The following is a 25,013-nucleotide window of genomic DNA, read 5'->3' on the forward strand; positions in this document are numbered from 1 at the left end:
ACAAAAATATTAAACTTAAAAGTTATCGACATTTAGTATTACTCTAACCGACCGAAAATCTTTTATACTCAAGAAGCTATTATTTATTTTAATAATAGCTTCTTTCGTTTTTGCTAACGATTGCTGCTTTGGAATCTTTACTAGAATGTTTTTATGAAATTGATTTCTAATCCTAGCTATTGGTGGAGATTCTGGCCCTAAAACATGTTCTTTAAAAACTTGTCTTAAAGATTTGCTGTACCAAATTGAAGCCGTTTCTACTCTATTATAATCCTTATGCTTTAAAGTGATTTTTATTTGCTTATAAACGGGTGGATATTTAAAATTATATCTGTCGTTCATTTGCTCATTAAACATATCAATATAATTATTGGTAGATACTTGTTGTAATATATTATGATGTGGATTATAGGTTTGAATCAACACTTTACCTCGCTCTTGAGTACGTCCTGCCCTACCCGATACCTGTAACATCAGTTGAAAACTACGCTCGTGTGCTCTAAAGTCTGGAAAATTTAGCATGTTATCAGCATTCATAATACCAACTAACTTTACATTCCTAAAATCCAAGCCTTTGGTTAGCATTTGTGTACCAACCAAAATATCAATCTCTTGTTGTTCTAATGCAGTAATTATTTTTTCGTAGCCATATTTACCTCTTGTGGTATCCAAATCCATACGAGCTACTTTATGCTCAGGAAACAACAATTTTACTTCCTCTTCTATTTGCTCTGTACCAAAACCCTTGTTGTCTAAATCTTGACTTCCACAAGCTTCACAATCTTGCATCATAGCAGCATTATATCCACAATAATGACAACGCAATTGATTACGGTATTGATGATACGTTAAACTTACATCACAATTCGGACACTGTGGAGAATGTCCACAGGTTTTACACTCTACAATTGGCGAAAATCCACGTCGGTTTTGAAACAGAATAATTTGATTGCCATCTTGTAATGTTTCAGTCATTTCTTCAATAAGTCTATCGCTAAAATGCCCTTTCATGCGTTTCTTCTTCAGCTTATCCTTAATATCCACCAACTCTACATCTGGCATCAACACATCATTATATCGCTTTGTAATTTCAACAAAGCCATACTTATTTTGTTTCGCATTAAAATAACTTTCCAAACTGGGTGTAGCAGATCCTAAAAGCGTTTTTGCATGATGCATATGAGCTAAAACAACTGCAGTATCTCGGGCATGATAACGTGGAGCAGGATCAAACTGCTTGAAAGACTGTTCGTGCTCTTCATCAACAATTATTAACCCTAAATTATTAAAAGGTAAAAATATAGATGAGCGCGCGCCTAACATTATTTTCGCTTTCGCGGAATTATGTAAAACGTTGTTCCAGACCTCAACGCGCTCATGAACTGAATATTTTGAATGAAAAACAGCCACTTGTTCTCCAAAATAATTTTGAAGCCTTGTAATTAATTGAGTAGTTAATGCTATTTCTGGAAGTAAATACAATACCTGTTTCCCTTCATTTAATACATCTTCAATTAACTTAACATACACTTCAGTTTTACCTGAGGACGTTACACCGTGTAGTAAAGTAACTTGGTGCTTTTCAAAAGATGCTTTTATTTCACTTAAAGCTGTTTTTTGATACTCATTAAGTCGTTTTGATGCTTCAGTATCTTCACCGGAATATTCAACTCTATCCGTTTGAATATGATATTCTTCTAAAACACCTTTATCAACTAAAGCTTTTATTATGGATGTAGAGACATCACTTTCTTCTGATAAATCTTTTACTTTTACTGGTTTCTTTGTTTTAGCGGAAATTGAAAACAACGTCATCACAACATCTCGCTGCTTTGGCGCTCTACTTAATTCGTCTAACAAATTGTGAAGTGCTTTATCTGAAGTAAAATTGGAATGTAATTTAACATAGCGTACCAATTTAGGCTTATACTTTTCATAAACTTCTTCCTCAACAGAAATGGCTTCTTTTTCAATTAATCTTTTAATTACAGGAAGCACATTTTTTTTATCCAAAATGTTAGAAATATCATGAATTTTAAGAGTTGATTGATGGTGTAAAGCTTCAAAAACTAGAAACTCATCATCTTTTAAAATAGATTCATCAAAATTCTCAACTATGTTTTTAGTAATTACTGTTTCGCTTTCTAAAATAAAAGCACTTGGTAATGCTGCTCGCATAACATCACCTAACGTACACATATAGTAACTTGAAATCCATTCCCAAAGTTTCAATTGCGTTTTGTTTACAATGGGAGTTTCATCTAATATCTGTTGAATATCTTTAGCTTCATAAGCAGTAGGCCCATTGCTATGAACATTATATACAATTCCCGTATAAATTTTAGATTTTCCAAATGGCACTGCAACACGTACCCCAGGTTTTATAAAATCAGCTTCAGAAGTTGTAATCCTATACGTAAATAATTTTTGGAGAGGGATTGGAATAATAACATCAATAAAGAAAGACATAAGCTAAAAGTAATATTTTAAAATTATTCTTCCTTTTTTGGATACTTTCGTAAAAACTGAAGTGATGCATTAAGTTCGTAACCTAATAACAAAATATTAGCATTAAGCCATAAGTAAAACAACAAAATTAATAAAGCTCCAATGGAACCATAAAGCTTGTTATATTGACCAAAGTTCTCAATATAAATACCAAACAAATACGATGTTAACATAATTAACAACGTGGTAAAAATAGCACCAATGGAAAAGAACTTAGATGCCTTACCCTCTCTTGTCCCAAAGTAATATAAAGTTGCTGTGGCTATATATACCATAACTACAAAAAACAAATACTTTACAACGTTGGTCCAAAACACACCACTTGAATCAACTTCATAACCTCTGTTTTCAAGAGCATTAAGTAATTCTTGAACAACATATATTTGAATGTACCCTAATACTATAATAGTAATAATAAGTAAGAAAGCCAATATTAATGCTATACTTAAAGCATACATGTATTGTTTAAAAACATTCCTTGTTAATTGTTCATGATAAGAATTTTCAAAACCAGAAAACACAGCGTTTACTCCATTTGCCATTAGCAGTATTGATAATATAAAAACAGATGACAACAACCCACCACGTTCTGACTGGTCTATATTTTCAAAAATGTTTTGAAAGAAAAAATCAGATGTACTTGGTGGTAAAAAAGATTCCAAGAACTGCAAAAATTCAATTTTAAAATCATCAATAGGTACGTAAGGAATAATGATTAAAACAAATAATAAAAACGGAAAAATTGCTGTAAAAAAACTAAAAGCAATAGCACTTGCTCTTGTTGTTAATGCACCTTTAACTATACCTGTAATATAAAGTTCAATTAAATCATAAAATGATAATCCTTCTAAGCCTGGTAATTTTAATTGCTTAAAAAATCGCACCAATATATTTATCACTGGAATTTTATCAAGCTTTTCTTCAAAGGATTTTGGCATTAATAATTTGCGTTTTAACTATTAGCAAAGTTATTAAAATAAAGATGGTCTATTAAATATAAAAAGTATTAAGATGGAATAAAATTACTTTACAGCTTTTAAACTTAAATCCATGTTATGAACTGAATGCGTTAAGGCGCCACAAGAAATGTAATTCACACCACATTCTGCATAATGCCTAATAGTGGTTTCGTTTATATTACCTGAAGATTCTGTTAAGCATTTATCACCAATTAACTTAACCGCTTTTCTGGTGTCTTCGTAATCAAAATTATCCAACAAGATTCTGTAAACACCATCGTTATTTAATATTTCTTGAACTTCAAATAAATCTCTAGCTTCAACCATAATTTGTAAGTTTTTACCAGTTTCATTCAAATATTGCTTTGATGTTTCAATAGCTTTTGTAATACCTCCAGCGAAATCAATATGATTATCTTTAAGCATAATCATATCATATAATGCGAATCTATGATTTTCACCTCCACCTATTTTAACTGCCCATTTTTCTAAAACACGAATTCCTGGAGTTGTTTTTCTAGTATCTAAAATTCTAGTTTTTGTACCGTCAATTAAATTAACAAACGTTCTGGTTTTTGTTGCAATAGCACTCATACGTTGCATAGCGTTTAATACTGTACGTTCTGCCTTTAAAATAGATTGAGAAGGTCCTTCAACATACATCACTATATCTCCAAAAGTGACTTCAGAGCCATCTTGAATTCGTACATCTAATTTTAAACTCTTATCAACATATGCAAATACTTTTTTAGCAAAATTCACACCGCCAATAACACCTTTATCCTTAACTAAAAGTTTAGCCTTACCTCTTGCATTTGCTGGAATACAAGCTAATGAACTATGATCGCCATCTCCTACATCTTCTCTTATAGCGTTTTCAATAATCATCTTCACTTCTGTGTCAAACTGCTCTTGTGTAATCATAATATATTGTTAGTTAATCCGAACAAAAATAAGAAATAGATTCACTAAATTAAATTTTACATTTACGAATTTTTTAATTTTTCTTTATTTAAATGCATTATTCATAAATACAGAATAGTAATTTTGCTTTTATGAATATAAAACTTATTGCAATTGGTAAGACTGATAATAAACAACTTATGTTGTTAATTGATGATTATATGAAACGTTTAGGTTTCTATATAAAATTCTCTTTAGATATTATTCCAGATATAAAAAACTCAAAAAAATTAAGTAAAGTACAGCAAAAAAAGAAAGAGGGCGATCTTATTTTAAGTAAAGTTAATTCTAGCGATACAATAATACTACTTGATGAAGGTGGAAAACAGTTTGATTCAATAGCATTTTCAAGCTATTTACAAAAACATATGAATTCTGGTATAAAGCAATTGGTTTTTGTAATTGGTGGACCATATGGCTTTTCTGAAGATGTTTATAAAAAAGCAAATGGGAAATTATCATTATCAAAAATGACATTTTCCCATCAAATGATTCGCTTATTTTTTATTGAGCAATTATATAGAGGCTTCACTATTTTAAGGAACGAGCCCTATCATCATCGTTAATGTGTTTTATAAACTTGCTTGCGCTTTTTTATTTGTCTATCTAAATCACTTATCGTTTCTCTAACTGATACTTCAAAATTATGTTCATTTGAGGTTGCAAAAATTCGAGGTCCAGGTAAACTTAATTCTATATTACAAATTTTACCTTTATTATGATCTTTTTCATCTTGCTTAAAGTGTACAGAAGCACTTATCAAAAATTCATATTTATTAAATAATTTTTCTAATTTTTCTTTTGTGAAAACTGAAAGTGTTTCACTTACATCTACTCCTACATACTGAATATTTACTGTCATAATCATTCTCGTTTTTAATGTTTAAATTCAATTCTAAGATACAGATTTTTTGATTAATTTAATCTAACAAAAATCATAAAAAGATGATAAATTTTTCATCTTATAATACTCTATATGTTTTTTAATTAAATAGTATTTTTGAAAGTATAAATTTTATGATACATGCAACTCGTTTTCGCCACTAACAACCTAAATAAACTCAAAGAAGTTCAAACATTAATACCATCAAACATTAAACTTTTAAGTTTAAAAGATATTGGTTGTTTTGAAGATATTCCTGAAACACAAAACACAATTGAAGGTAATGCTATTCAAAAAGCTGAGTATGTAAAAGTCCATTATGGCTTTGATTGTTTTGCTGATGATACTGGCTTAGAGGTTGATGAGTTAAATGGTGCACCAGGTGTTTATTCAGCAAGATATGCTGGAAATCAAAGAGATTCAAACGATAATATGAATAAACTTTTAAGTGATTTATCTGATAAAAAAAATAGAAATGCGCAATTCAAAACAGTTATTGCGCTTCATTTAAACAATAATCTGCAATCATTCACTGGTATTTGTAAAGGAAAAATCACAGAAATAAAACATGGACAAAAAGGTTTTGGCTACGACCCCATTTTTAAACCAGATACTTTTAATATGACTTTTGCAGAAATGAGTTTAAGTTTGAAAAATGAAATAGGACACAGAGGAAAAGCCATCAAAAAACTTGTTGAATTTCTAAATTCTCTGGAGCCAAAAATTTAGCAATAAAAAATTAAATTTCATGTTGGCTGTTAACATTCTTTATGTTACTTTTAATCTATGATTGAGGAAGCTATAGAAAAAGAAAATGCAGCTATTGCTAAAGCCTACAAAGAGTTACTTAAAGTAAGTTATACCACACTTTCTAAAGAAGATAAAAAACTTATAAGAAGCGCTTTTGAGATTGCTTTAGATGGGCATAAAGACCAAAGGAGAAAATCTGGTGAAGCCTATATTTTTCATCCATTAGCTGTGGCTAAAATTGTAGCTCAAGAAATTGGTTTAGATGCCACCTCAATCGCTTCTGCACTTCTTCATGATGTAGTTGAAGATAGTCCCGATTACGAAATAAAAGACATAGAAAAAAAGTTTGGTAAAACCATAGCTACTATTGTTGATGGGCTCACAAAAATTTCTTCTTTAAGTAAAGAAAAAGATATGGATGTGTCTTTGCAAGCAGAGAACTTCCGTAAAATGCTCTTAACACTTAATGATGATGTTAGGGTTATTATTATAAAAATTGCTGATAGGTTACATAACATGCAAACTATGGACTCTATGCGTCCTGATAAGCAAGTAAAAATAGCATCTGAAACACTTTATATATATGCACCTTTAGCACATAGAATAGGACTATATAACATAAAAACTGAACTTGAAGATTTAGGCTTAAAATATACTGAACCTGATGTTTACAATGATATTCTTGGGAAAATAAAAGAAAGCAAAGAAGAACAGGACAAATATATTGCTCAATTTAGTGGCGTTATAGAAAACTCTTTAGAAAAAGAGAATCTTCGTTACCAAATAAAAGGAAGACCAAAATCTATTTTTTCTATCAGAAAAAAAATGATTGCTCAAGGTGTTTCCTTTGATGAAGTTTATGACAAATTTGCCATAAGAATTATTTACAAATGTGATTCTGACCCTCAAAATGAAAAATTTATTGCTTGGAAAATTTATTCTATTGTAACGGACCATTTTAGACCAAACCCAATTCGTCTACGAGACTGGATTTCCTCTCCAAAATCAACAGGATACGAAGCTTTACATATTACTGTAATGGGACCAAGAGGAAGATGGGTTGAAGTTCAAATTCGAAGTGAGCGCATGCATGAAATTGCAGAAAAAGGTTATGCAGCACATTACAAATACAAACAAGGGAGCGACAAGGAAGATAATTTAGAAAGTTGGATAAACAGATTACAAGAAGCGCTAGAAAATCCAGACATGAATGCTGTTGATTTTGTTGAACAATTTAAGCTAAACTTATATTCCAAAGAAATTTTTGTTTTCACACCGGCTGGTGATTTAAAATCGCTTCCAAAAGGTGCAACTGCCCTTGATTTTGCATTTAGTATTCATACAGAAGTTGGAATGAAAACTCGAGGAGCAAAAGTTAATGGAAAACTTGAACCTTTGAGCCATGAATTAAATAGTGGAGATCAAGTTGATATTTTAACAGGACAGAATATAAAACCAAATCCAAACTGGTTAGATTATACTACAACTGCGCGTGCAAGAAGTAAAATAAAATCTGCGTTAAAAGAAAATAAAAAACAAATAGGTGAAGATGGTAAAGAAATTCTTCGTCGTAAATTAAAACAACTTAAAATTACACTTGATGAAAGCTCCATTAATGAAATGGTTAACTATTTCAAGCTTAAAACAAGTTTAGATCTTTTTTACAGAATTGGAATTGGTACTATTGATAATACCATGCTAAAAAGCTATGCCTCTTCTAGAAGCAATGCTTTAATGAGTTTTATTAAAAGTAAAATTTCTAGAAAGCAAACAGTTAGTAAGGAAGAAATAGAAAAACAAGAAGTTACTGTAAAATATGATTCTCTTGTTTTTGGTAAAGAAGAAGAAAAACTAGATTACAAACTATCAAATTGTTGTAATCCAATACCAGGAGATAGTGTTTTTGGGTTTTTAACTGTAAATGAAGGTATTAAAGTGCATAAGAAAAATTGCCCAAACGCTGTTAGTCTGCAATCTAATTATGCCTACAGAATCATGCCTGCAAAATGGATTGATTCAACGCAACAGGAGTTTTTAGTAAAAATTGAGTTAACCGGAATTGATCATATTGGTCTCGTAAATGATATTACAAGTATAGTTTCAGAAAATATGCATGTGGATATGAAAAGTATTAGTTTTGAAAGTAATGATGGTCTTTTTTCTGGAAAAATTAATGTACTTGTTAAAAATAATACTATTATAAGAAAGCTTTTAGAAAAACTTAAAAAAATTAATGGTATAGATAAGGTAAGAAGAGTATAAAAAAGTGTAAATTTGCGACGAAAATTATGGACGAAAAGGCAGATTCGAAAAATCAAGAGATAGTTAAAAGCGTATTTACTAGCTTTTTAGAAACTAACGGGCACCGAAAAACTCCCGAACGTTATGCTATACTTCAAGAAATCTATAATAACAATGAGCATTTTGATATAGAGTCTTTATATCTTAATATGAAAAATAAAAAGTATCGTGTTTCTCGTGCTACTTTATACAATACCATAGAATTACTTTTAGAATGTGGCTTGGTTAGGAAACACCAATTTGGTCAAAATCAAGCGCATTATGAAAAATCGTATTTCGATAGACAACATGATCATGTTATTCTAACAGATACTGGTGAAGTTATCGAATTTTGCGATCCAAGAATTCAATCTATAAAAAAAACTATCGAAGAAGTTTTCGATATCGAAATTAATAACCACTCGCTTTATTTCTACGGAAATAGAAAATCAACAACCAATAACTAATTTTTACAATGGCAGTAGATTTACTACTAGGACTACAATGGGGTGACGAAGGCAAAGGAAAAATTGTTGACGTACTTACCTCAAACTACAATATTATTGCACGTTTTCAAGGAGGACCAAATGCAGGACATACTTTAGTTTTTAACGGAAGAAAACATGTGCTTCATACCATTCCTTCAGGAATATTTCATGATGAAGCTACTAACCTAGTTGGAAATGGTGTAGTTATAGATCCTGTAATTTTTAAAGGAGAACTAGACAAATTAGAAGAACAAGATGTTGATTACAGAAAATCTTTATTAATTTCTAGAAAAGCACATATCATTTTACCAACTCATCGTTTACTAGATGCTGCTAGTGAAGCTTCAAAAGGAAAAGCTAAAATTGGTTCTACCCTAAAAGGTATTGGTCCAACTTATATGGATAAAACGGGCAGAAATGGTATCCGTGTTGGAGATTTAGAACTAAGTGATTGGAAAGAGCGTTATAGAGCTTTAGCAGATAAGCATGAGTCTATGATTGCTTATTATAATGTTGAAATTGAATATGATTTAAAAGAACTAGAAGAAGAGTTTTTTAAAGCTGTAAATATTCTAAAATCCTTAAAATTCATTGATTCTGAGGAATATATATACCAAGCACAAAAATCTGGACAAAGTATTTTAGCTGAAGGTGCTCAAGGATCTTTATTAGATATAGACTTTGGTACTTATCCTTTTGTAACTTCAAGTAACACAACAGCAGCAGGTGCTTGTACTGGTCTAGGTGTTGCACCAAATAAAATTGGTGAAGTATTTGGAATTTTCAAAGCGTATACGACGCGAGTGGGCTCTGGTCCCTTCCCTACTGAGCTATTTGATGAAGATGGAGCAACTATGGCTAAAGTTGGTAATGAGTTTGGTGCAACTACTGGTAGACCAAGACGTTGCGGTTGGCTAGATTTAGTAGCATTAAAATATGCATGTCAAGTAAATGGTGTTACTCAACTTATGATGATGAAAGGCGATGTCCTTTCTGGTTTTAAAACGCTTAAAGTTTGTACAGCATATAAATATAAAGGTGATGTAATTGAACACTTACCATATAATATAGAGCCAGAAAATGTAGAGCCTATTTATACAGACTTTAGCGGTTGGAATGAGGATTTAACAGAAATGTCTGAAGCATCGCAAATGCCAAAAGCATTAAACGATTATATAGCGTTTTTAGAGAAAGAACTTGAAATTCCTATTACAATTGTTTCTGTTGGTCCTGATAGAAAACAGACTATTTTTAGGAAATAATATTTTCAAAATTTCTAAATATAAAAACGCTCCAAAACATTTTGGAGCGTTTTTTGTTTCAAAATACTTAAACATGATATTAATCGTTATTTTTGCGACAAACATTTTTCATTTTGAATAAAATACAAACTATACTATTTATTCTGTTAGTTGGATTTGCATCGACAATTTCTTTACAAGCACAATCTGGCAAGAAAATTCAAATTAAGTATGCTGGTAAATTAACCATTGATGAAGAAAATTATCCTGGAGCAAAAATTTTAACTCGAGATGATGCAGAACAAGTTCATATTGAACATTCTGGTAGTAATTTATGGTGTGACAAAGCAATTCATTACAGTAAAGAAAATTTTATTGAAGCTTACGGAAATGTTATCCTTAAACAAGGCGACACAATCAATATGACTTCAAAATATATTGAATATAGTGGTATTACAGAATTTGCTTTTGCAAGTGGAGATGTTATTTTAAAAGACCCTAATTCTACAATTTCTTCTGATACGTTATATTTTGATAGAGCTAAAGAGCAAGCTTTTTACAAAAGCGGAGGTACCGTAGTAAAAGATTCTTCAGGAACTATTACGAGTAGAATAGGAAGATATTACATGAATCAAAAAAAATATCAATTTGTTGAAGATGTGGTTTTAGTAAATGAAGAATCCACCATCAATTCTGATTATTTTGATTTTTATTCAGATACTGGATTTGCTTACCTTTTTGGACCTTCAACAATAACCACAGAAACTAGCAAAACGTATTGTGAAAAGGGATTTTACGATACCCAGAACAAAGTAGGTTATGCCATTAAAAAAGCTAGAATTGACTATGATAATAGAATTATAGAGGGCGATAGTTTATATTTTGATAATAATACAAGTTTTGCTTCTGCAACTAACAATATTAAAGTTACAGATACCATTAACAATAGTATTGTAAAAGGCCATTATGCTGAAGTTTTTAAAGGTGAAGAAAAAGATTCCTTATTCATCACAAAACGTGCTTTAGCAATTACAGTGCAAGAGCAAGATTCCGTATATATTCACGCAGATAAAATTATGGTTACTGGCAAACCAGAAAATAGAATCATTAGAGCATATTATAATGCTAAAATTTTTAAAACAGATTTAAGCGGAAAATCTGATTCTATACATTCAGATCAAAAAACTGGAGTTACAAAATTATTAAATATTCCAACTTTAACTTCTGGTGATAAATTCTCAGTTAAACGCAAACCTATACTTTGGAATTTAGAAAGTCAAATGACCGGAGACACTATCCATCTTCTTTCAAATAATGAAACAGAAAAAATAGATTCACTTCTTGTTTTTGAAAATGCTTTTATTATAAGTAGAGATACTATAAGTAAAGATGGATACAATCAAATTTCTGGAAAACGCTTGGTTGGTCTTTTTAATGATGAAAATCAAATGAGACAAGTTGATGTTACTAAAAATGCGCAATCCATTTTTTATGCTAGAAATGATAAACAAGAACTTATAGGAATAGACAAGTCTAAATCTGGAAGTATTACTATTTTATTCGAAAATGGTGATATTGATGAATATACACGCTTTAATCAAGTAGATGGAAATTTATACCCTGAATCTCAATTTCCCGAAAAGGAAAGAATATTAAAAGGTTTTGATTGGAGAGAAGAAGAACGCCCAAGGAGTGTTGAAGACTTATTTAAAGATGACCCACCTTTGGAGCTTAAAAAAATAAAAGGTTTGGATGATTATGTGCCTCAAGGGGATTTTGTAGATAAAGATATGCTGGATAGAATAAAAAAAGCTGATAGCAATTCTAATAAGAATTTGCCATCTAAAGCTTCAAGAAATCTGCCAAAAACAACTTCTAATAACAAAGGAAAAGGGTTGCTAAAAAATAAAATAATTAGTCCACACGACCAAAGTAAACTTCCTAAACCAAAACCAGTTATAGAGGAATAGTTATAATGGAAGCTGATTTTCTAAAATACCAAGCTCAAACTACGCCACATCCTTTGGCTATGGAAATCTCACACGCTAAAGGTTCATATATTTATGATACTAACAAAAAAGCGTATTTAGATTTTGTAGCTGGTGTTTCAGCTTGTCCTTTAGGACACAATCATCCTAAAGTAGTTAATGCAATAAAAGAACAATTAGATAAGTATATGCATGTTATGGTTTATGGAGAATACATCCAAAAACCAGCTGTAGAACTCACAAAGCTGCTAGCAAAACATTTGCCAAAGTCTTTAGAGAAAACATATCTAACAAATTCTGGAACCGAAGCTATTGAAGGTGCGTTAAAATTAGCAAAAAGAGTAACAGGAAGAAGTGAAATTATAGCTGCAAACAAAGCATATCATGGTAACACCATGGGAGCAATGAGTGTTATGGGGTATGAAGAGCGCAAACAAGCTTTCAGGCCACTTTTACCTAATGTGAAATTTATTGAGTTTAACAATGAAGCCCATTTAAACCAAATAACTAGCAAAACAGCTTGTATTATTTTAGAAACCATTCAAGGTGGTGCTGGGTTTATCGTTCCTTCAAATAATTACCTACAAAAAGTACAAAAGCGTTGTAACGAAGTTGATGCTTTATTAATTTTAGATGAAATCCAACCAGGTATAGGAAGAACAGGAACGCTTTTTGGTTTTGAAAATTATAACTGTATTCCTGATATTCTAGTTACAGGGAAAGGATTAGGTGGTGGTATGCCTATTGGAGCCTTTACAGCTTCTAGCAAATTAATGGATTTATTACAAGACAACCCTAAATTAGGACACATTACAACTTTTGGAGGGCATCCCGTTATTGCAGCATCTGCCTTAGCTACACTACAAGAAATTACTAAAAGTAATTTAATGAAAGATGCTCTTGAAAAAGAGCAACTGCTCAGAAAATTACTAAAGCACTCTTTAATCAAGGAAATAAGAGGAAAAGGACTAATGTTAGCACTCATAATGCCTTCTGCAGAAATTACAAATACTCTAATTTTAAAATCTCAAGAGGAAGGTTTAATACTTTTTTGGCTTCTTTTTGAACCTAAAGCAGTTAGAATAACACCTCCCCTAACCATATCAAAAGAGGAAATAACTAAAGGTTGTGAAATAATTTTGAGAATTTTAGATACAATACAACCTCACTAAACTCTACTCAAAATACTGATAATCAAAATAGAAGCAATCAAATCCTTCTTAAAAGCCACAAATGTTGATTACTTTGTTAAAAACATTTGTTTAATCTCCAACACAAAAGCAAATAGAAGCTTAAATTTATTCGAGTAGAAAACTTACAAATGTGCTTATGGAGTTTGGTCATAATGACAACAACAATTTGCCTCTTACCAAGTTTGAATCGATGTTAAAAACAAATCATGTTTTGTTCTTTGATTCTGAAGAATTTGAAAACATCATTCACTATTACCTTAATCAAGGTAAAATAGCCTTAGCTAAAAAAGCGATTAAATTAGGTTTAGATCAACACCCAACATCTATCAACTTAAGACTTTTCAAAGTAGAGATTTATGTCTTTGAAGATAAACTTTCTGAAGCTGATAAACTATTGGATACACTTCATAATATTGATTCTAGTAATGAAGAAATATATATTCAAAAAGCTAATATTTTTTCAAAAAAAGATAATCATGAACAAGCTATAGAGGTACTCAAGCAAGCATTGGAACTAACAACTGATATAGTTGATTTATATTCTTTAATTGGTATGGAATATTTATTTCTTGATAAGTACGAAGATGCTAAAACATATTTCATGAAATGTTTAGAATCTGATATAAACGACTATTCAGCACTCTATAATATCATTTATTGTTTCGAATTTTTAAATCAAAATGAAGAAGCCATTTCTTATTTAAATGTATTCTTAGATAAGAATCCTTATTGCGAAGTAGCATGGCATCAACTAGGAAAACAATATTTTACTTTAAAAGATTACAATAAAGCACTAACATCGTATGACTTTGCAATAATATCTGATGATACTTTTGTTGGTGCATATCTTGAAAGAGGAAAAGTGCTTGAGCAGCTTAAACGATATGAAGATGCTATAGAAAATTACACCATTACATTAACTTTAGACGAACCTACCTCTTTTGCTTTACTACGTATTGGTAGCTGCCATGAAAAACTTGATAACCAAGATTTAGCGCTTCAATATTATGACAGAACGGTTCATGAAGATCCACTACTAGATAAAGGCTGGATTGCTATCACAAAGTTCTATAACAAAAAAGGAGACTATCAAAAAGCACTTTTCTTTATAAACAAAGCTATAAATATTGATTCTGAAAATGTTTCATATTGGAAATTATACGCCCAAATTAATCAACGACTAAAGTTTTATGAAGAAGCTGAGCGAGGGTATAAAAAAACTTTAGAGTTAGGTAATTATGAATTAAACACCTGGTTGTCTCGTGGCGATTTATTAATAAAGTTAGGAGAACCTGAAGCAGCTGTATCTAACTTTGATCAAGCTTTAGAATTTTATCCAGAAAATGCTGAATTAGAATATCGTTTAGCAGGGTTATTTTTTACTTTAAAAGAAACTGATAAAGCTACCTTTCATTTAAAAAACGGCTTAAAGCATAACGAAGATTATGCTTTTATAATTGAAGAGCTTTTTCCTAAAGTTTCACAAGAGTTGTTAGTTAAAAATATACTTAAAGAAATTAACAGGTAATCGTTTCTTCTTCTTAGATTAATTTTTTTTTAGTAGTCAAATGAATACCTTTGACTTTCACATAATATTTTGATATGCAAAGAAGTCTAAGAGATTATTTAATTATTTCTTTTAAAGGATTAGCTATGGGGGCTGCTGATGCTGTACCTGGTGTTTCAGGAGGAACCATAGCTTTTATTTCTGGTATTTATGAAGAATTAATTACCACTATAAGTAATATAAATGGTTCGCTTTTCAAGACCTTGTTTAGCAAAGGTTTTAAAGCTTTTTGGCAACAAGCAAATGGCAACTTCTTATTAGCCCTTTTATCTGGAATTGTTATCAGTTTTGTATCTTTTATGAGGCTTGCAAAATATTTGCTTGAGCATCACCCTATTCTAATTTGGTCATTCTTTTTTGGCCTTATCGTAGCTAGTATCTATTTTGTAGGTAAGCAAATTACAAAATGGAATCTCGTTACTATAATCGCTTTAATTATAGGAACTGGCATTGCGTTCTATATTAGCAAACTACCTTCTCTTGGAACTAATGATAATCCTTGGTTTTTATTTTTAGCTGGAGCAATAGCTATTTGTGCCATGATACTACCAGGAATATCAGGATCTTTTATTCTAATTATTCTTGGGGCATACAAAACGCTTAGTGATGCTATACATGATATTGACATAAAAAAAATAATCATTTTTGTAACTGGCGCTCTAGTTGGTTTGCTCAGTTTTAGTCATGTTTTAAAATGGCTATTTAAGCATTATCATAATGTAACGTTGGCTTTATTAACAGGATTTATTTTTGGGTCTTTAAATAAAGTATGGCCTTGGAAAAACACTCTAACATGGCATACAAATTCCAAAGGTATAAAATCACCATTATTACAAGAAAGCATCTCACCGCTTAACTTTGCTGGAGAGAGCCAACTACTTTACGCTATAATTTTAATGCTCTTAGGTTTTTTAACTATTTTTATTCTAGAAAGACTTGGCTCTAAAAAATAAAAATGGAAAGCACCAGAACTTTTACTGATAAACTTTTTCTAATCTTAAAAGGATTGGGTATGGGTGCAGCTAACAAAGTACCCGGTGTTTCTGGTGGTGTGGTTGCATTTGTTGCAGGTTTTTATGAAGAATTTATTTATTCGCTAAGGAAAGTGAATAGAACTGCATTTAAATTACTTTTTAATGGGCGGTTTAAAAGTTTTTATAGGTATATAAATGGAAGGTTTTTAAGCTTGCTTTTCTTTGGAATGATAGTGAGCTATTTTAGTGTTTCTAAAGTTTTAGACTATCTTATAAAACATTACGAACTATTTGTTTGGAGTGTATTCTTCGGAATGATTATTGGCTCAATCTATTACATCAATAAGGATTTTAAAGATTGGAATTACAAAACATATATTTCTTTAGCCATTGGTATCGTGTTAGGTGTTGGTATTAGTTTTTTAAATCCTGCAAAAGAAAACGATAACCTTTGGTTTGTATTTTTCTGTGGTATCATTAGTGTTTCGGGTATGACACTTCCAGGTTTTTCTGGTTCGTTTATTCTTATTCTTCTCGGAAATTACGTGCTTCTTTTAGTTGATTCTGTAAATGCTTTGTACGATACATTTTCAGATATCTTAATTGGCAATTTTAGTTTTATTGAAAATAATGAACGTATGAGAATGTTAAAAGTTCTTGTAGTATTTACATTAGGTTCAGTTACTGGTTTAGTAACATTCTCTCATGCCCTAAGTTATATTTTAAAGCATTATAAAAGTATTACTCTATCGGCAATTATTGGATTTATAATAGGATCTTTAGGAGTTGTATGGCCTTGGAAAAAAACAATTTATAAAATAAATGAAGATGGAAGTTATCTTCTTGATTCTACAGGCCAAAAAATTATAGAAAATTATCAACGTTACAAACCTGATTTAAATACTGAAACCTATTATGCAATTGGTTTTATTTTATTGGGAATTTTGATAGTTTTGGCACTAGAATGGTACGGAAAAAAAACAAGAAAAATTACATGAATAAACTAGGTCTTCTAGGGAAAAACATATCTTATTCATTTTCAAGAGCTTATTTTAAAGAAAAGTTTGAAACTGAAAATATAAACCATACAACCTACGATAATTTTGATATTGAAAATATAGAATTATTCCCTTCAATAATAAAAAACACGAAAGGCTTAAAAGGACTAAACGTAACCATTCCATATAAAGAGCAAGTTATTCCTTATCTAGATAAAATCAATAAAAAAGCCAAAGCTATTGGTGCTGTTAACACGATTAAAATAACAAAAAAAGGCAATTTAGTAGGCTATAATACAGACTGTTATGGATTTAAAAAAACATTAAAACCATTTATAAAACCGCATCATAAAAAAGCATTAATTTTAGGAACAGGTGGTGCAAGTAAAGCTATTGCATATACTTTAAAAGAAATGGGAATAACTTATCAATACGTATCTAGAACACTTTCTGAAGGTATTGGATTTTCATATAATACGCTAACTGAAACTGATGTTGCGAATCATCAAATTATCATCAATTGCACACCTCTTGGTACTTTTCCTGATATTGAAGAATGCCCTAACATTCCTTATGTAGGTATAAGTAAAAAACATATTCTTTTCGACTTAATATACAACCCAGAAGAAACAAAATTCTTAAAACACGGAAAGGAAAATCAAGCTACAATAATAAACGGATTAGGAATGCTTGAGTTTCAAGCAGAAAAAGCATGGTCTATCTGGAATATTAAATAAAACTTTATCATGGCAATTAAAACCTTATAGTACTTTGTAATTACTATACTTGTTAGTATCTTTAATGTCGAAAGTAATTTTGACGAACCTTAACATTTTTAAAATGTCTGATATTAACAAATCTCAAGAAGTAGAAGAAACTGCAGAAAACAGTTCCAAAGAGAATTCCATAGAATTAAACGAAAATCAAAGTGTTGAAACTACATCAACTGATGAAGCTGAAACTCCTGATGAATCTACTGAACCAGATAATACTATCACTGACACACCTGTTGAGAGTTCTGAACCTGTTGAAGAACACGATGAAGTTATTAATGAAATTGAAGAGTCTAATGCTGAGGATGCAGAAGATGAGGGCAACAAAGACCGACATAAAATTGAAGTGAAAGAATACGACACCATGTCTTTAGAAGCGCTCGCGATTGAGTTAGAGAAGCTTGTTTCAAAAGAAAAAGTTCAAGCCATAAAAAAGCATGTTGATAATATTAACTCGGAATTCAAAACTAAATTTCAATCCTTAATTGATGAAAAGAAAGAGGATTTTATAAATGACGGTGGTAACGAAATAGATTTTTACTACTCCTCTCCTGTTCAAAAAAGATTCAAAAATGCTTACAGAGAATATCGCAAAAAAGTTAATGAGCATTACAAAAGCTTAGAACAAAACTTAAAACAAAATCTAACGGATAAGCTTGAAATTATTGAAGAGCTTAAAGGTTTAATTAATGTTGAAGAAAATATAAATACCACTTATAAACACTTTAAAGAATTACAAGAACGCTGGAGAAATACAGGGCCAATTCCAAGAGATAAATACAACAATGCATGGAATAGCTACCACCATCATGTTGAACGTTTCTATGATTTTTTAAATATCAATAGAGAGTTACGCGACTTAGATTTTAAACATAATTTAGAAAAGAAATTATTAATCATAGAACGAGCTGAAGAGTTAGCAAAAGATGATGATGCTATGCGTGCTTTTAGAGAGCTTCAAGAGCTCCATAAAATGTGGAAAGAAGAGCTTGGTCCAGTAGCAAGAGAGCATCGTGAAAATATTTGGGAGCGTTTTAAAGTAGCTACAAAAACAATTAACGATAAGCGTCAAGTCTACTACAAAGAAATAGATAAAATTTACGAGAAAAACCTTGAGAAAAAACAAGAGATTATTTCTCAGATTGAAGAAATATCGACTCAAGAAAACAAGTCTCATGGTGGCTTACAAAAGAAAATAAAAGAAGTAGAAGCTTTAAGAGAAGCCTTTTTTAATGCTGGTAAAGTGCCAATAAAAGTTAACGAAGCTACTTGGGCAAAATTTAAAGATGCTGTAAGATCGTTTAACAGAAAAAAGAATTCTTTTTATAAAGATCTTAAAAAAGATCAGTACAAAAATTTACAATTAAAATTAGATTTAATTAAAGTTGCTGAAGACAATAAGGATAGTGATGATTTTGAAACCATCACTCCTTTGATGAAAAAAATTCAAAGTGATTGGAAAAAAATTGGTCATGTTCCAAGAAAAGACAGCGATAAAATTTGGAAACGTTTTAAATCAGCCTGTAATGCTTATTTCGACAGAGTACACGCAAAGCGAAATACGGCTAGCGAAGAACAAGTTGAAGCCTATAACAAAAAGAATGAGTTTCTAAAAAGCTTAAAAGATTTAGAACTTCCAAAAGATAAGGATAAAGGTGTTGAAACCATAAAAGAACAAATCAAACAATGGCAAGCTTTAGGTAGAGTTCCTAACGACAAACGCTATATTGATGGTAAATTTCAAAAAACAATAGATAGTTTACTTAATGGATTAAAGCTAGAAAAAACAGAAGCTGAAATGATTAAGTATGAAAACAAATTGGATAGTCTTCATAATCCAGAGGACAATAGAAATCTTGATAACGAGCGCAATTTTATTCGTAAAAAAATTGATGAAGTAAAAGGACAAATCAATCAATTGGAAAACAACTTACAGTTTTTTACTAATGTTGATGAAGATAATCCATTAGTAAAAGAAGTACATACAAATATTAAGAAGCATAGAGAATCTTTGGAATTATGGAATGCAAAACTTCAAAAGATTAAAACGTTTTATTAATCTTTCATTAAACTTAACTTATAAAATTATCTAACTAAACTAAAATGCCCTCTGTACGTTAAGGTATTCCCTGAATTTTTAACTAATTCTGCAACAAACCAATAATCAGAATCTGGTAATTGCTGACCATTAAAAGTACCATCCCAAGTGCCACTTTTTGCATTTAGTTGTTTAATTAGTTTTCCATAACGATTATACACGCTTATTTTTGAAGCATTTGTAAAATCAGTTCCTAAGCCTTCAATTTTCCATATATCATTCACTCCATCATTATTTGGTGTAAAAAACTTAGGAAACCCTAAAATGAAGATTTCTAATGATACTACACCACATCCATTTTTGTCTCTCACATATATAACATGAGATCCAGCAGCTATGTTATCAAAATAAGGTGCATTCTGATAAGGTCCATTCATATCGTTAAGTGAAAACTCATAATCTCCAATACCTAAATTATTAGCTTCATTATTTATGGTAACACTATTATTATCTGAAAGCTCTACAATAGTAACATCATCTATATCTATTTCTGCAATTGCAGATTCAACAACAGAAAATGTAACTGGAAAGGATTCACAGCCAAAATCTGAAGTTGCAATAACAGTATAAGAGCCACCAGAAACAACTTCAGCAAAAGACATGTTACTAACTATATTTCCGTTACTATCACTCCATTCATAACTATAATTACCCTTAGGGTTGAAAGTTGTTAATGTAATTGGATTATTATCTAGACAATAAATAGCAGAATTATCAACCTCAAATTCAGGTCTTGGGTGCACTATTAAAACCAAATGCGGTCCAATACCAAAACATTCTCCATTATCATCACTTTCAACACGAACGTAGAGTGTTTGCGAAAAAGTTTGAGTATTGGAATAATTATTTTGATTTAAAATTTCATTTTGCTCTAACTGTGCATCATTTAAGTTTTCAAAATAATGTACACTCAAATTTTGACCTGTTGGAAATTGCGAAATAAATAATGGCGTTACTTGAGTTAAATCAAAAGTAGATATTCCATCTATACTATCATCACTATCACAGGATTCTAATTCTTCTAAATAGTTTGAAGGGAAAGAAGTGGTTGAAACCTCTAAATTTATTGTTCCGACTCTATGGCACCCGTCAGTATTTTCAATTCGAGAATATACTGTATTTGCTGTTTGATTATTAAATATGGAAGCTATAGGATTAGTTGCTGTATCTGCTTCATTAAACGATAAGTAATACGAAAAAGAAAGATTAGAACTGTTATTATTTGTAATAATAGCATTAGTTTCTTCTAAATTAAAATCAACAAACCCATCAGGTGTTCCATCTTCATCACAGTTTTTAAATATAATGGTATTTTGAATTATTGGTAATGCATTCACTTCAATATTAAAAGAGGTATCAGTAAAACACAAAGTGTTATTATTATTTACTATTCTAACATACACAGGTTGTCCGTTAACAATGGTATTTATAAAAGCATTTGACGGTGTTGAAATTGGTGTGGTATAAGCTGAATCAACAAAATAATTAAATGTAAAATCTGAAGCCGACTTACCGTTTAGCAAAATGATTTCGTTTTCAGTTAAATCAAAAGTTGTAAAACCATTAGAATCATCACCATCTAACATGGTATCACATGCATCTAAGTTGGGTATTGTTGACGGCAGCACAACTGTTTCGTTAATGGTAATATTAACAGCTAATCTATTTAAGCTTTCACATCCATTTATAGTTTGGCTTGCGTAATAAATACCAGTTGTCAATAATTCTGAACTGCTTATTGGAGTACCACCAGAATTTGCATCATACCATAAAACATTATTTCCAGTTGCAACTATATTTGAAGTAGTAGCTTGTTCAATATCACAAAAAATTTGATTAGAATTGGTTGTAGTAGGTATTAGTGTTTGTTGCACAGTTACAGTTATTGCTGTTCTTGAAGCTGTTGTACAACCATTTAATGTAGCATCAACATAATAAGTTGTATTCGTATTTAGATTTGGTGTTGTAAAGGATGTTCCTGCATTTATTGGAATTCCTCCTGTAGGTGCATTGTACCAGTTAATTGTTCCTGCTGATGCTGTAGCAGTTAGCGTTCCAGAACCCGATTCACAAATTAAATCATCATTTATAGAATTAATAGTTGGTATTGGATTAATTGTAGCAGTAACAGGAATGCGTTCGCCATTAACACATCCGTTTATTGAAGCTAAAGCATAATATGTAGTTGATGCACTCAAACTTGGTGTTGTAAAGACTGGTCCATTAAAAATTGGTGTACTACTAGTTGATGTCGCAAACCATAAAACATCGCCTTGAGAAGCTGTTGCCTCAAGATTTACTGTTCCGTTACCACATCTAGCAGCTGGTATAGTATTAACAATAGATGTAGTGAATATACTAGAACTCGCTGAAATATTTAAAACTGGATCACCTGGCATGCCTCCATATTCTACTATATAACCTTTGGGTTGATATGCTCCTGATGAATTTCCAGCATTAGTTAAATCGTTCCAAGAACCCGGTATTCCAACACCAGGGGCAGTAACATGCGCATAATCTTCATCACCAGATTGATTAGGCTCTCCTGTATTCCAGAATGCATAATTAGGTGAACTTCCATTAGATAAACCATTCCAAAAAATAGTACCCGTTTCTGGCCCAGTAACCCATCTCCATACACCTTCAGTAGCTGCATCACTTCCACCAATCCAACCTGCGCCTGCAGCTTGCTCTCCAGATAATTGAGCTTCTTCAGCTGATGTAATGGTTGCTAAATAACCTTGTAAACCAAAATAAGTCCTATTTTCTGCAGCTGTTTTAGCAGATGTCCAAAGAATACCAATAGATGGTACATATTCGTAATAATGATCTGTAGATGGTAAATAATTAGCATCTCCAATGGTTATAGAAAATGTTTTGTCAATTGGGTTGTTATTAGAACTTTGAAAAACAACAGATTCAGTAGCTGCTATTAAATCTACATAACTTACAAGTGCAGATCCAACACCAAAGAGTGTTAATTTTCCTTGAGTAGCATCCCAAGATGTTAATATGTTTGGATGGGTTCCTGTTAACGATAAATTATCTTCACCTTGAACATATCCTGTAGATATTTGTATAAAAAGCGCCTCAATTTCTGTATCGTCCGGATCTACAATATCAAAATCGGTTACAATATTTATTTGGGTGTTAGGGCAGTATGGTTGATTTCCAGTAGCCGTTAATGTTGGTGCCACATTTTGAGACCAACATAAATTACATGCAAATAATAAAAACACAATAATTGTGTTATACTTTATAATAGACATCAGGAAATATTATAGCGATTATTTTTTTACTAAAGATACTCCAAAACTAGCGTTAAAGGCAAATCTTTAAGTCGAAAAACAGGATAATAAGATTAAAGACGCTTTGGTTAATACCAATTTTTAATATTTTAAAACCAATAATTTGGGCTTTTATTATTCAGATAGAAATTTGATGATGATGTGTATTGTTTTTGAGATTTCTCATCACTCTTACCTCACGCTATCGGAATAACAAACAAGACTATAACTTTTTAGCTTCCTCCCAAAATACATCCATTTCAGCTAGGGTCATATCTTTAAGTGGTTTGTTTAAAGCTTTGGCTTTACTTTCTAGATATTGGAAACGCTTTGAGAATTTTTTATTAGTACGTTCTAGTGCATTTTCTGGATTGATGTTTAAAAAACGTGCGTAGTTTACCATTGAAAACATCACATCTCCAAATTCACTTTCCATTCTATCTTGGTTACCAGATTGTACTTCGGTTTTAAATTCGTTGAGCTCCTCCTCCACTTTTTCCCAAACTTGATTGGGTTCTTCCCAATCAAAACCAACGCCAGCCACTTTTTCTTGAATGCGGTTGGCTTTTACTAAAGCTGGTAAACTTTTTGGAACGCCTTCTAAAACACTGGTTTTGCCTTCTTTAAGTTTTAGGCTTTCCCAATTGCGTTTTACATCGTCTTCGTTTTCTACTTTTACATCGCTGTAAATATGTGGGTGTCTGTTTATTAGTTTTTCGCAAATGCTATTACACACATCAGCAATATCAAAATGATTGGTTTCGCTACCTATTCTAGCGTAAAACACAATGTGCAATAACACATCGCCTAACTCTTTTTTAACTTCTTCTAAATCTTTATCTAGAATAGCGTCTCCAAGTTCGTAAGTTTCTTCTATAGTGAGGTGGCGTAAGGTTTCCATAGTTTGCTTTTTATCCCACGGACATTGCTCTCTCAACTCGTCCATAATGGTTAATAATCTATCAAAAGCTTTTAACTGATTTTGTCTGGAGTTCATTTTTGGAATTTTTTCAAAAATACGATTTTGATGTTTTGGATGAGGAGTAATTTGTTTAAAAATTGGCTCTTGCCAATATAATCTATAACTTGATTTTGTCAGAAAAAAATGATAACTTCGTTTAACGTCGGATATAAGTCATTAAAACGACGCATATCCGTAAAAACATTGTGCACAATATGAATCGACTACTCTTAATCATATTAATTTCATTTTCTTACACTTCTATTTCTTCACAAAGCCTAATAGAAGCAGCTATAACTGGAAAATCAAAGATTGTCTATGAAAAGCCTTTTAAATTCAATATTAAGAATGGGAAATGGGATTTAAAATATAGAATGGAATCATTAAACGAGCAAAAATCGAACCCCAATAAATCGAATATCCTGACCGACTCTTTAATTGTAAAAGAATTGTGCAAAAAAGCAGAAAACCAAAAATTAAAGAATTGGTCTGAAGAAGAATTAGATAATATTTATTTAGCTAAAAACACTGAATATCTTAATATTAAAACAATAAAAAACACTCTCAATCTGACTCAAAAATCCGAAATCAAAATATTAAAAAAACAAATAAGGCAATACAATAGTTACAAAAATAAATGGAGAAGTTTTCCTTTATCGTTGTCTCGACCTGTTTATTCTGAAAACAAAGAATATGCTTTAATTGCCTTTAATTATGGTAATAATGGAGGAGAAATTGTGATTTATCAAAAAATTAAAGAAAATTGGATAAACGTTGGTGTAATTGAAGGTTGGGCATATTAAAAAAAACACTGTGTACAACACCGTATATAAAAAATTGCTAGTTTTACCCTAAACCAATGTTAGTTGCTTTGTTTGCTAGCTTCTGATTTTCCTTCGGAAAATCCTCGCACACAAACTCGCAACTTTCCATATACAACAACGATGGTATGTAATTGCCTGCGGCACGTGGAATCGCGTTTTGCAAACGCTACCTTTCCACTAATTACATACCATCGTCCACTGTTAATTACGCCTCAACTTAATTATCGTATATTTATTCAATTCCACGAGAACTCCTCACGAAACTACACACATCAGCG

At 31.1% G+C, this 25,013-nt stretch carries 19 protein-coding genes; 13 read left to right on the top strand and 6 right to left on the bottom strand.

The annotated features are described in order from the left end of the window. Nucleotides 1-15 precede the first annotated feature (15 nt). From priA to nadC, 3 genes are all read right to left on the bottom strand, one after another. Nucleotides 16-2,469 (bottom strand): replication restart helicase PriA, encoded by a 2,454-nt coding sequence (gene priA / locus DIS18_RS14375; protein WP_109353783.1) that lies wholly within the window; start codon nt 2,467-2,469, stop codon nt 16-18. Nucleotides 2,470-2,492: 23 nt separating this feature from the next. Then, entirely contained in the window at nt 2,493-3,446 is a 954-nt protein-coding gene (locus DIS18_RS14380; RefSeq protein ID WP_109353784.1) for a YihY/virulence factor BrkB family protein, read from the bottom strand. A gap of 84 nt (nt 3,447-3,530) precedes the next feature. Next, on the bottom strand, nt 3,531-4,391 hold the full coding sequence (gene nadC / locus DIS18_RS14385) for a carboxylating nicotinate-nucleotide diphosphorylase (protein ID WP_109353785.1): 861 nt from the start codon (nt 4,389-4,391) through the stop codon (nt 3,531-3,533). A 131-nt stretch (nt 4,392-4,522) separates the two neighbouring features. Here nadC and rlmH point away from each other — a divergent pair, with 131 nt between their 5' ends. Beyond that, nucleotides 4,523-4,996, top strand: coding sequence for a 23S rRNA (pseudouridine(1915)-N(3))-methyltransferase RlmH (gene rlmH, locus DIS18_RS14390; RefSeq protein ID WP_109353786.1), 474 nt, complete (start codon nt 4,523-4,525; stop codon nt 4,994-4,996). Here the strand turns inward: rlmH and DIS18_RS14395 are convergent. Beyond that, a complete protein-coding gene (locus DIS18_RS14395) occupies nt 4,993-5,292 on the bottom strand; it encodes an HPF/RaiA family ribosome-associated protein (RefSeq protein ID WP_109353787.1) in 300 nt (99 codons plus the stop codon). The two genes, rlmH and DIS18_RS14395, sit on opposite strands and share 4 nt — an antisense overlap. Nucleotides 5,293-5,454: 162 nt before the next feature. Here DIS18_RS14395 and DIS18_RS14400 point away from each other — a divergent pair, with 162 nt between their 5' ends. From DIS18_RS14400 to DIS18_RS14450, 11 genes are all read left to right on the top strand, one after another. Further along, the gene (locus DIS18_RS14400) at nt 5,455-6,042 is read left to right on the top strand and encodes a non-canonical purine NTP diphosphatase (protein ID WP_109353788.1); all 588 of its coding nucleotides are present in this window, start codon (nt 5,455-5,457) and stop codon (nt 6,040-6,042) included. Between the two features lie 57 nt (nt 6,043-6,099). After that, nucleotides 6,100-8,325, top strand: coding sequence for a RelA/SpoT family protein (locus DIS18_RS14405; protein WP_109353789.1), 2,226 nt, complete (start codon nt 6,100-6,102; stop codon nt 8,323-8,325). 26 nt (nt 8,326-8,351) lie between these two features. Next, the gene (locus DIS18_RS14410; RefSeq protein ID WP_109353790.1) at nt 8,352-8,810 is read left to right on the top strand and encodes a Fur family transcriptional regulator; all 459 of its coding nucleotides are present in this window, start codon (nt 8,352-8,354) and stop codon (nt 8,808-8,810) included. A gap of 8 nt (nt 8,811-8,818) precedes the next feature. Next, a complete protein-coding gene (locus DIS18_RS14415; RefSeq protein WP_109353791.1) occupies nt 8,819-10,093 on the top strand; it encodes an adenylosuccinate synthase in 1,275 nt (424 codons plus the stop codon). A gap of 113 nt (nt 10,094-10,206) precedes the next feature. Then, nucleotides 10,207-12,042 carry an OstA-like protein gene (locus DIS18_RS14420; RefSeq protein ID WP_109353792.1) on the top strand — a complete coding sequence of 612 codons (1,836 nt, stop codon included), beginning with the start codon at nt 10,207-10,209 and terminating at the stop codon, nt 12,040-12,042. Nucleotides 12,043-12,047: 5 nt separating this feature from the next. Next, nucleotides 12,048-13,232: an aspartate aminotransferase family protein gene (locus tag DIS18_RS14425; RefSeq protein ID WP_109353793.1), complete on the top strand. Its 1,185-nt coding sequence runs from the start codon at nt 12,048-12,050 to the stop codon at nt 13,230-13,232. 157 nt (nt 13,233-13,389) lie between these two features. Further along, nucleotides 13,390-14,781, top strand: a complete 1,392-nt coding sequence (locus tag DIS18_RS14430) for a tetratricopeptide repeat protein (protein WP_109353794.1) — start codon at nt 13,390-13,392, stop codon at nt 14,779-14,781. Nucleotides 14,782-14,855: 74 nt separating this feature from the next. Next, nucleotides 14,856-15,773, top strand: a complete 918-nt coding sequence (locus DIS18_RS14435; protein WP_109353795.1) for a polyprenyl-phosphate transporter — start codon at nt 14,856-14,858, stop codon at nt 15,771-15,773. Nucleotides 15,774-15,775: 2 nt separating this feature from the next. Beyond that, nucleotides 15,776-16,792: a DUF368 domain-containing protein gene (locus DIS18_RS14440; RefSeq protein ID WP_109353796.1), complete on the top strand. Its 1,017-nt coding sequence runs from the start codon at nt 15,776-15,778 to the stop codon at nt 16,790-16,792. Then, entirely contained in the window at nt 16,789-17,529 is a 741-nt protein-coding gene (locus DIS18_RS14445; RefSeq protein ID WP_109353860.1) for a shikimate dehydrogenase family protein, read from the top strand. Before DIS18_RS14440 ends, DIS18_RS14445 begins: the two co-directional genes overlap by 4 nt. A gap of 103 nt (nt 17,530-17,632) precedes the next feature. Beyond that, on the top strand, nt 17,633-19,624 hold the full coding sequence (locus tag DIS18_RS14450; protein WP_245925726.1) for a DUF349 domain-containing protein: 1,992 nt from the start codon (nt 17,633-17,635) through the stop codon (nt 19,622-19,624). Nucleotides 19,625-19,650: 26 nt separating this feature from the next. Here the strand turns inward: DIS18_RS14450 and DIS18_RS14455 are convergent, their stop codons facing one another. Next, a complete protein-coding gene (locus DIS18_RS14455; protein WP_109353798.1) occupies nt 19,651-22,932 on the bottom strand; it encodes an Ig-like domain-containing protein in 3,282 nt (1,093 codons plus the stop codon). Between the two features lie 241 nt (nt 22,933-23,173). After that, entirely contained in the window at nt 23,174-23,947 is a 774-nt protein-coding gene (gene mazG / locus DIS18_RS14460) for a nucleoside triphosphate pyrophosphohydrolase (RefSeq protein ID WP_109353799.1), read from the bottom strand. Nucleotides 23,948-24,126: 179 nt separating this feature from the next. On the opposite strand from mazG, the gene DIS18_RS14465 reads away from it, so the two are divergent. Then, nucleotides 24,127-24,714, top strand: coding sequence for a hypothetical protein (locus DIS18_RS14465; protein WP_109353800.1), 588 nt, complete (start codon nt 24,127-24,129; stop codon nt 24,712-24,714). The last annotated feature ends 299 nt before the right edge of the window (nt 24,715-25,013 follow it).

The organism is Algibacter marinivivus (assembly GCF_003143755.1).
Lineage (GTDB): Bacteria > Bacteroidota > Bacteroidia > Flavobacteriales > Flavobacteriaceae > Algibacter_B > Algibacter_B marinivivus.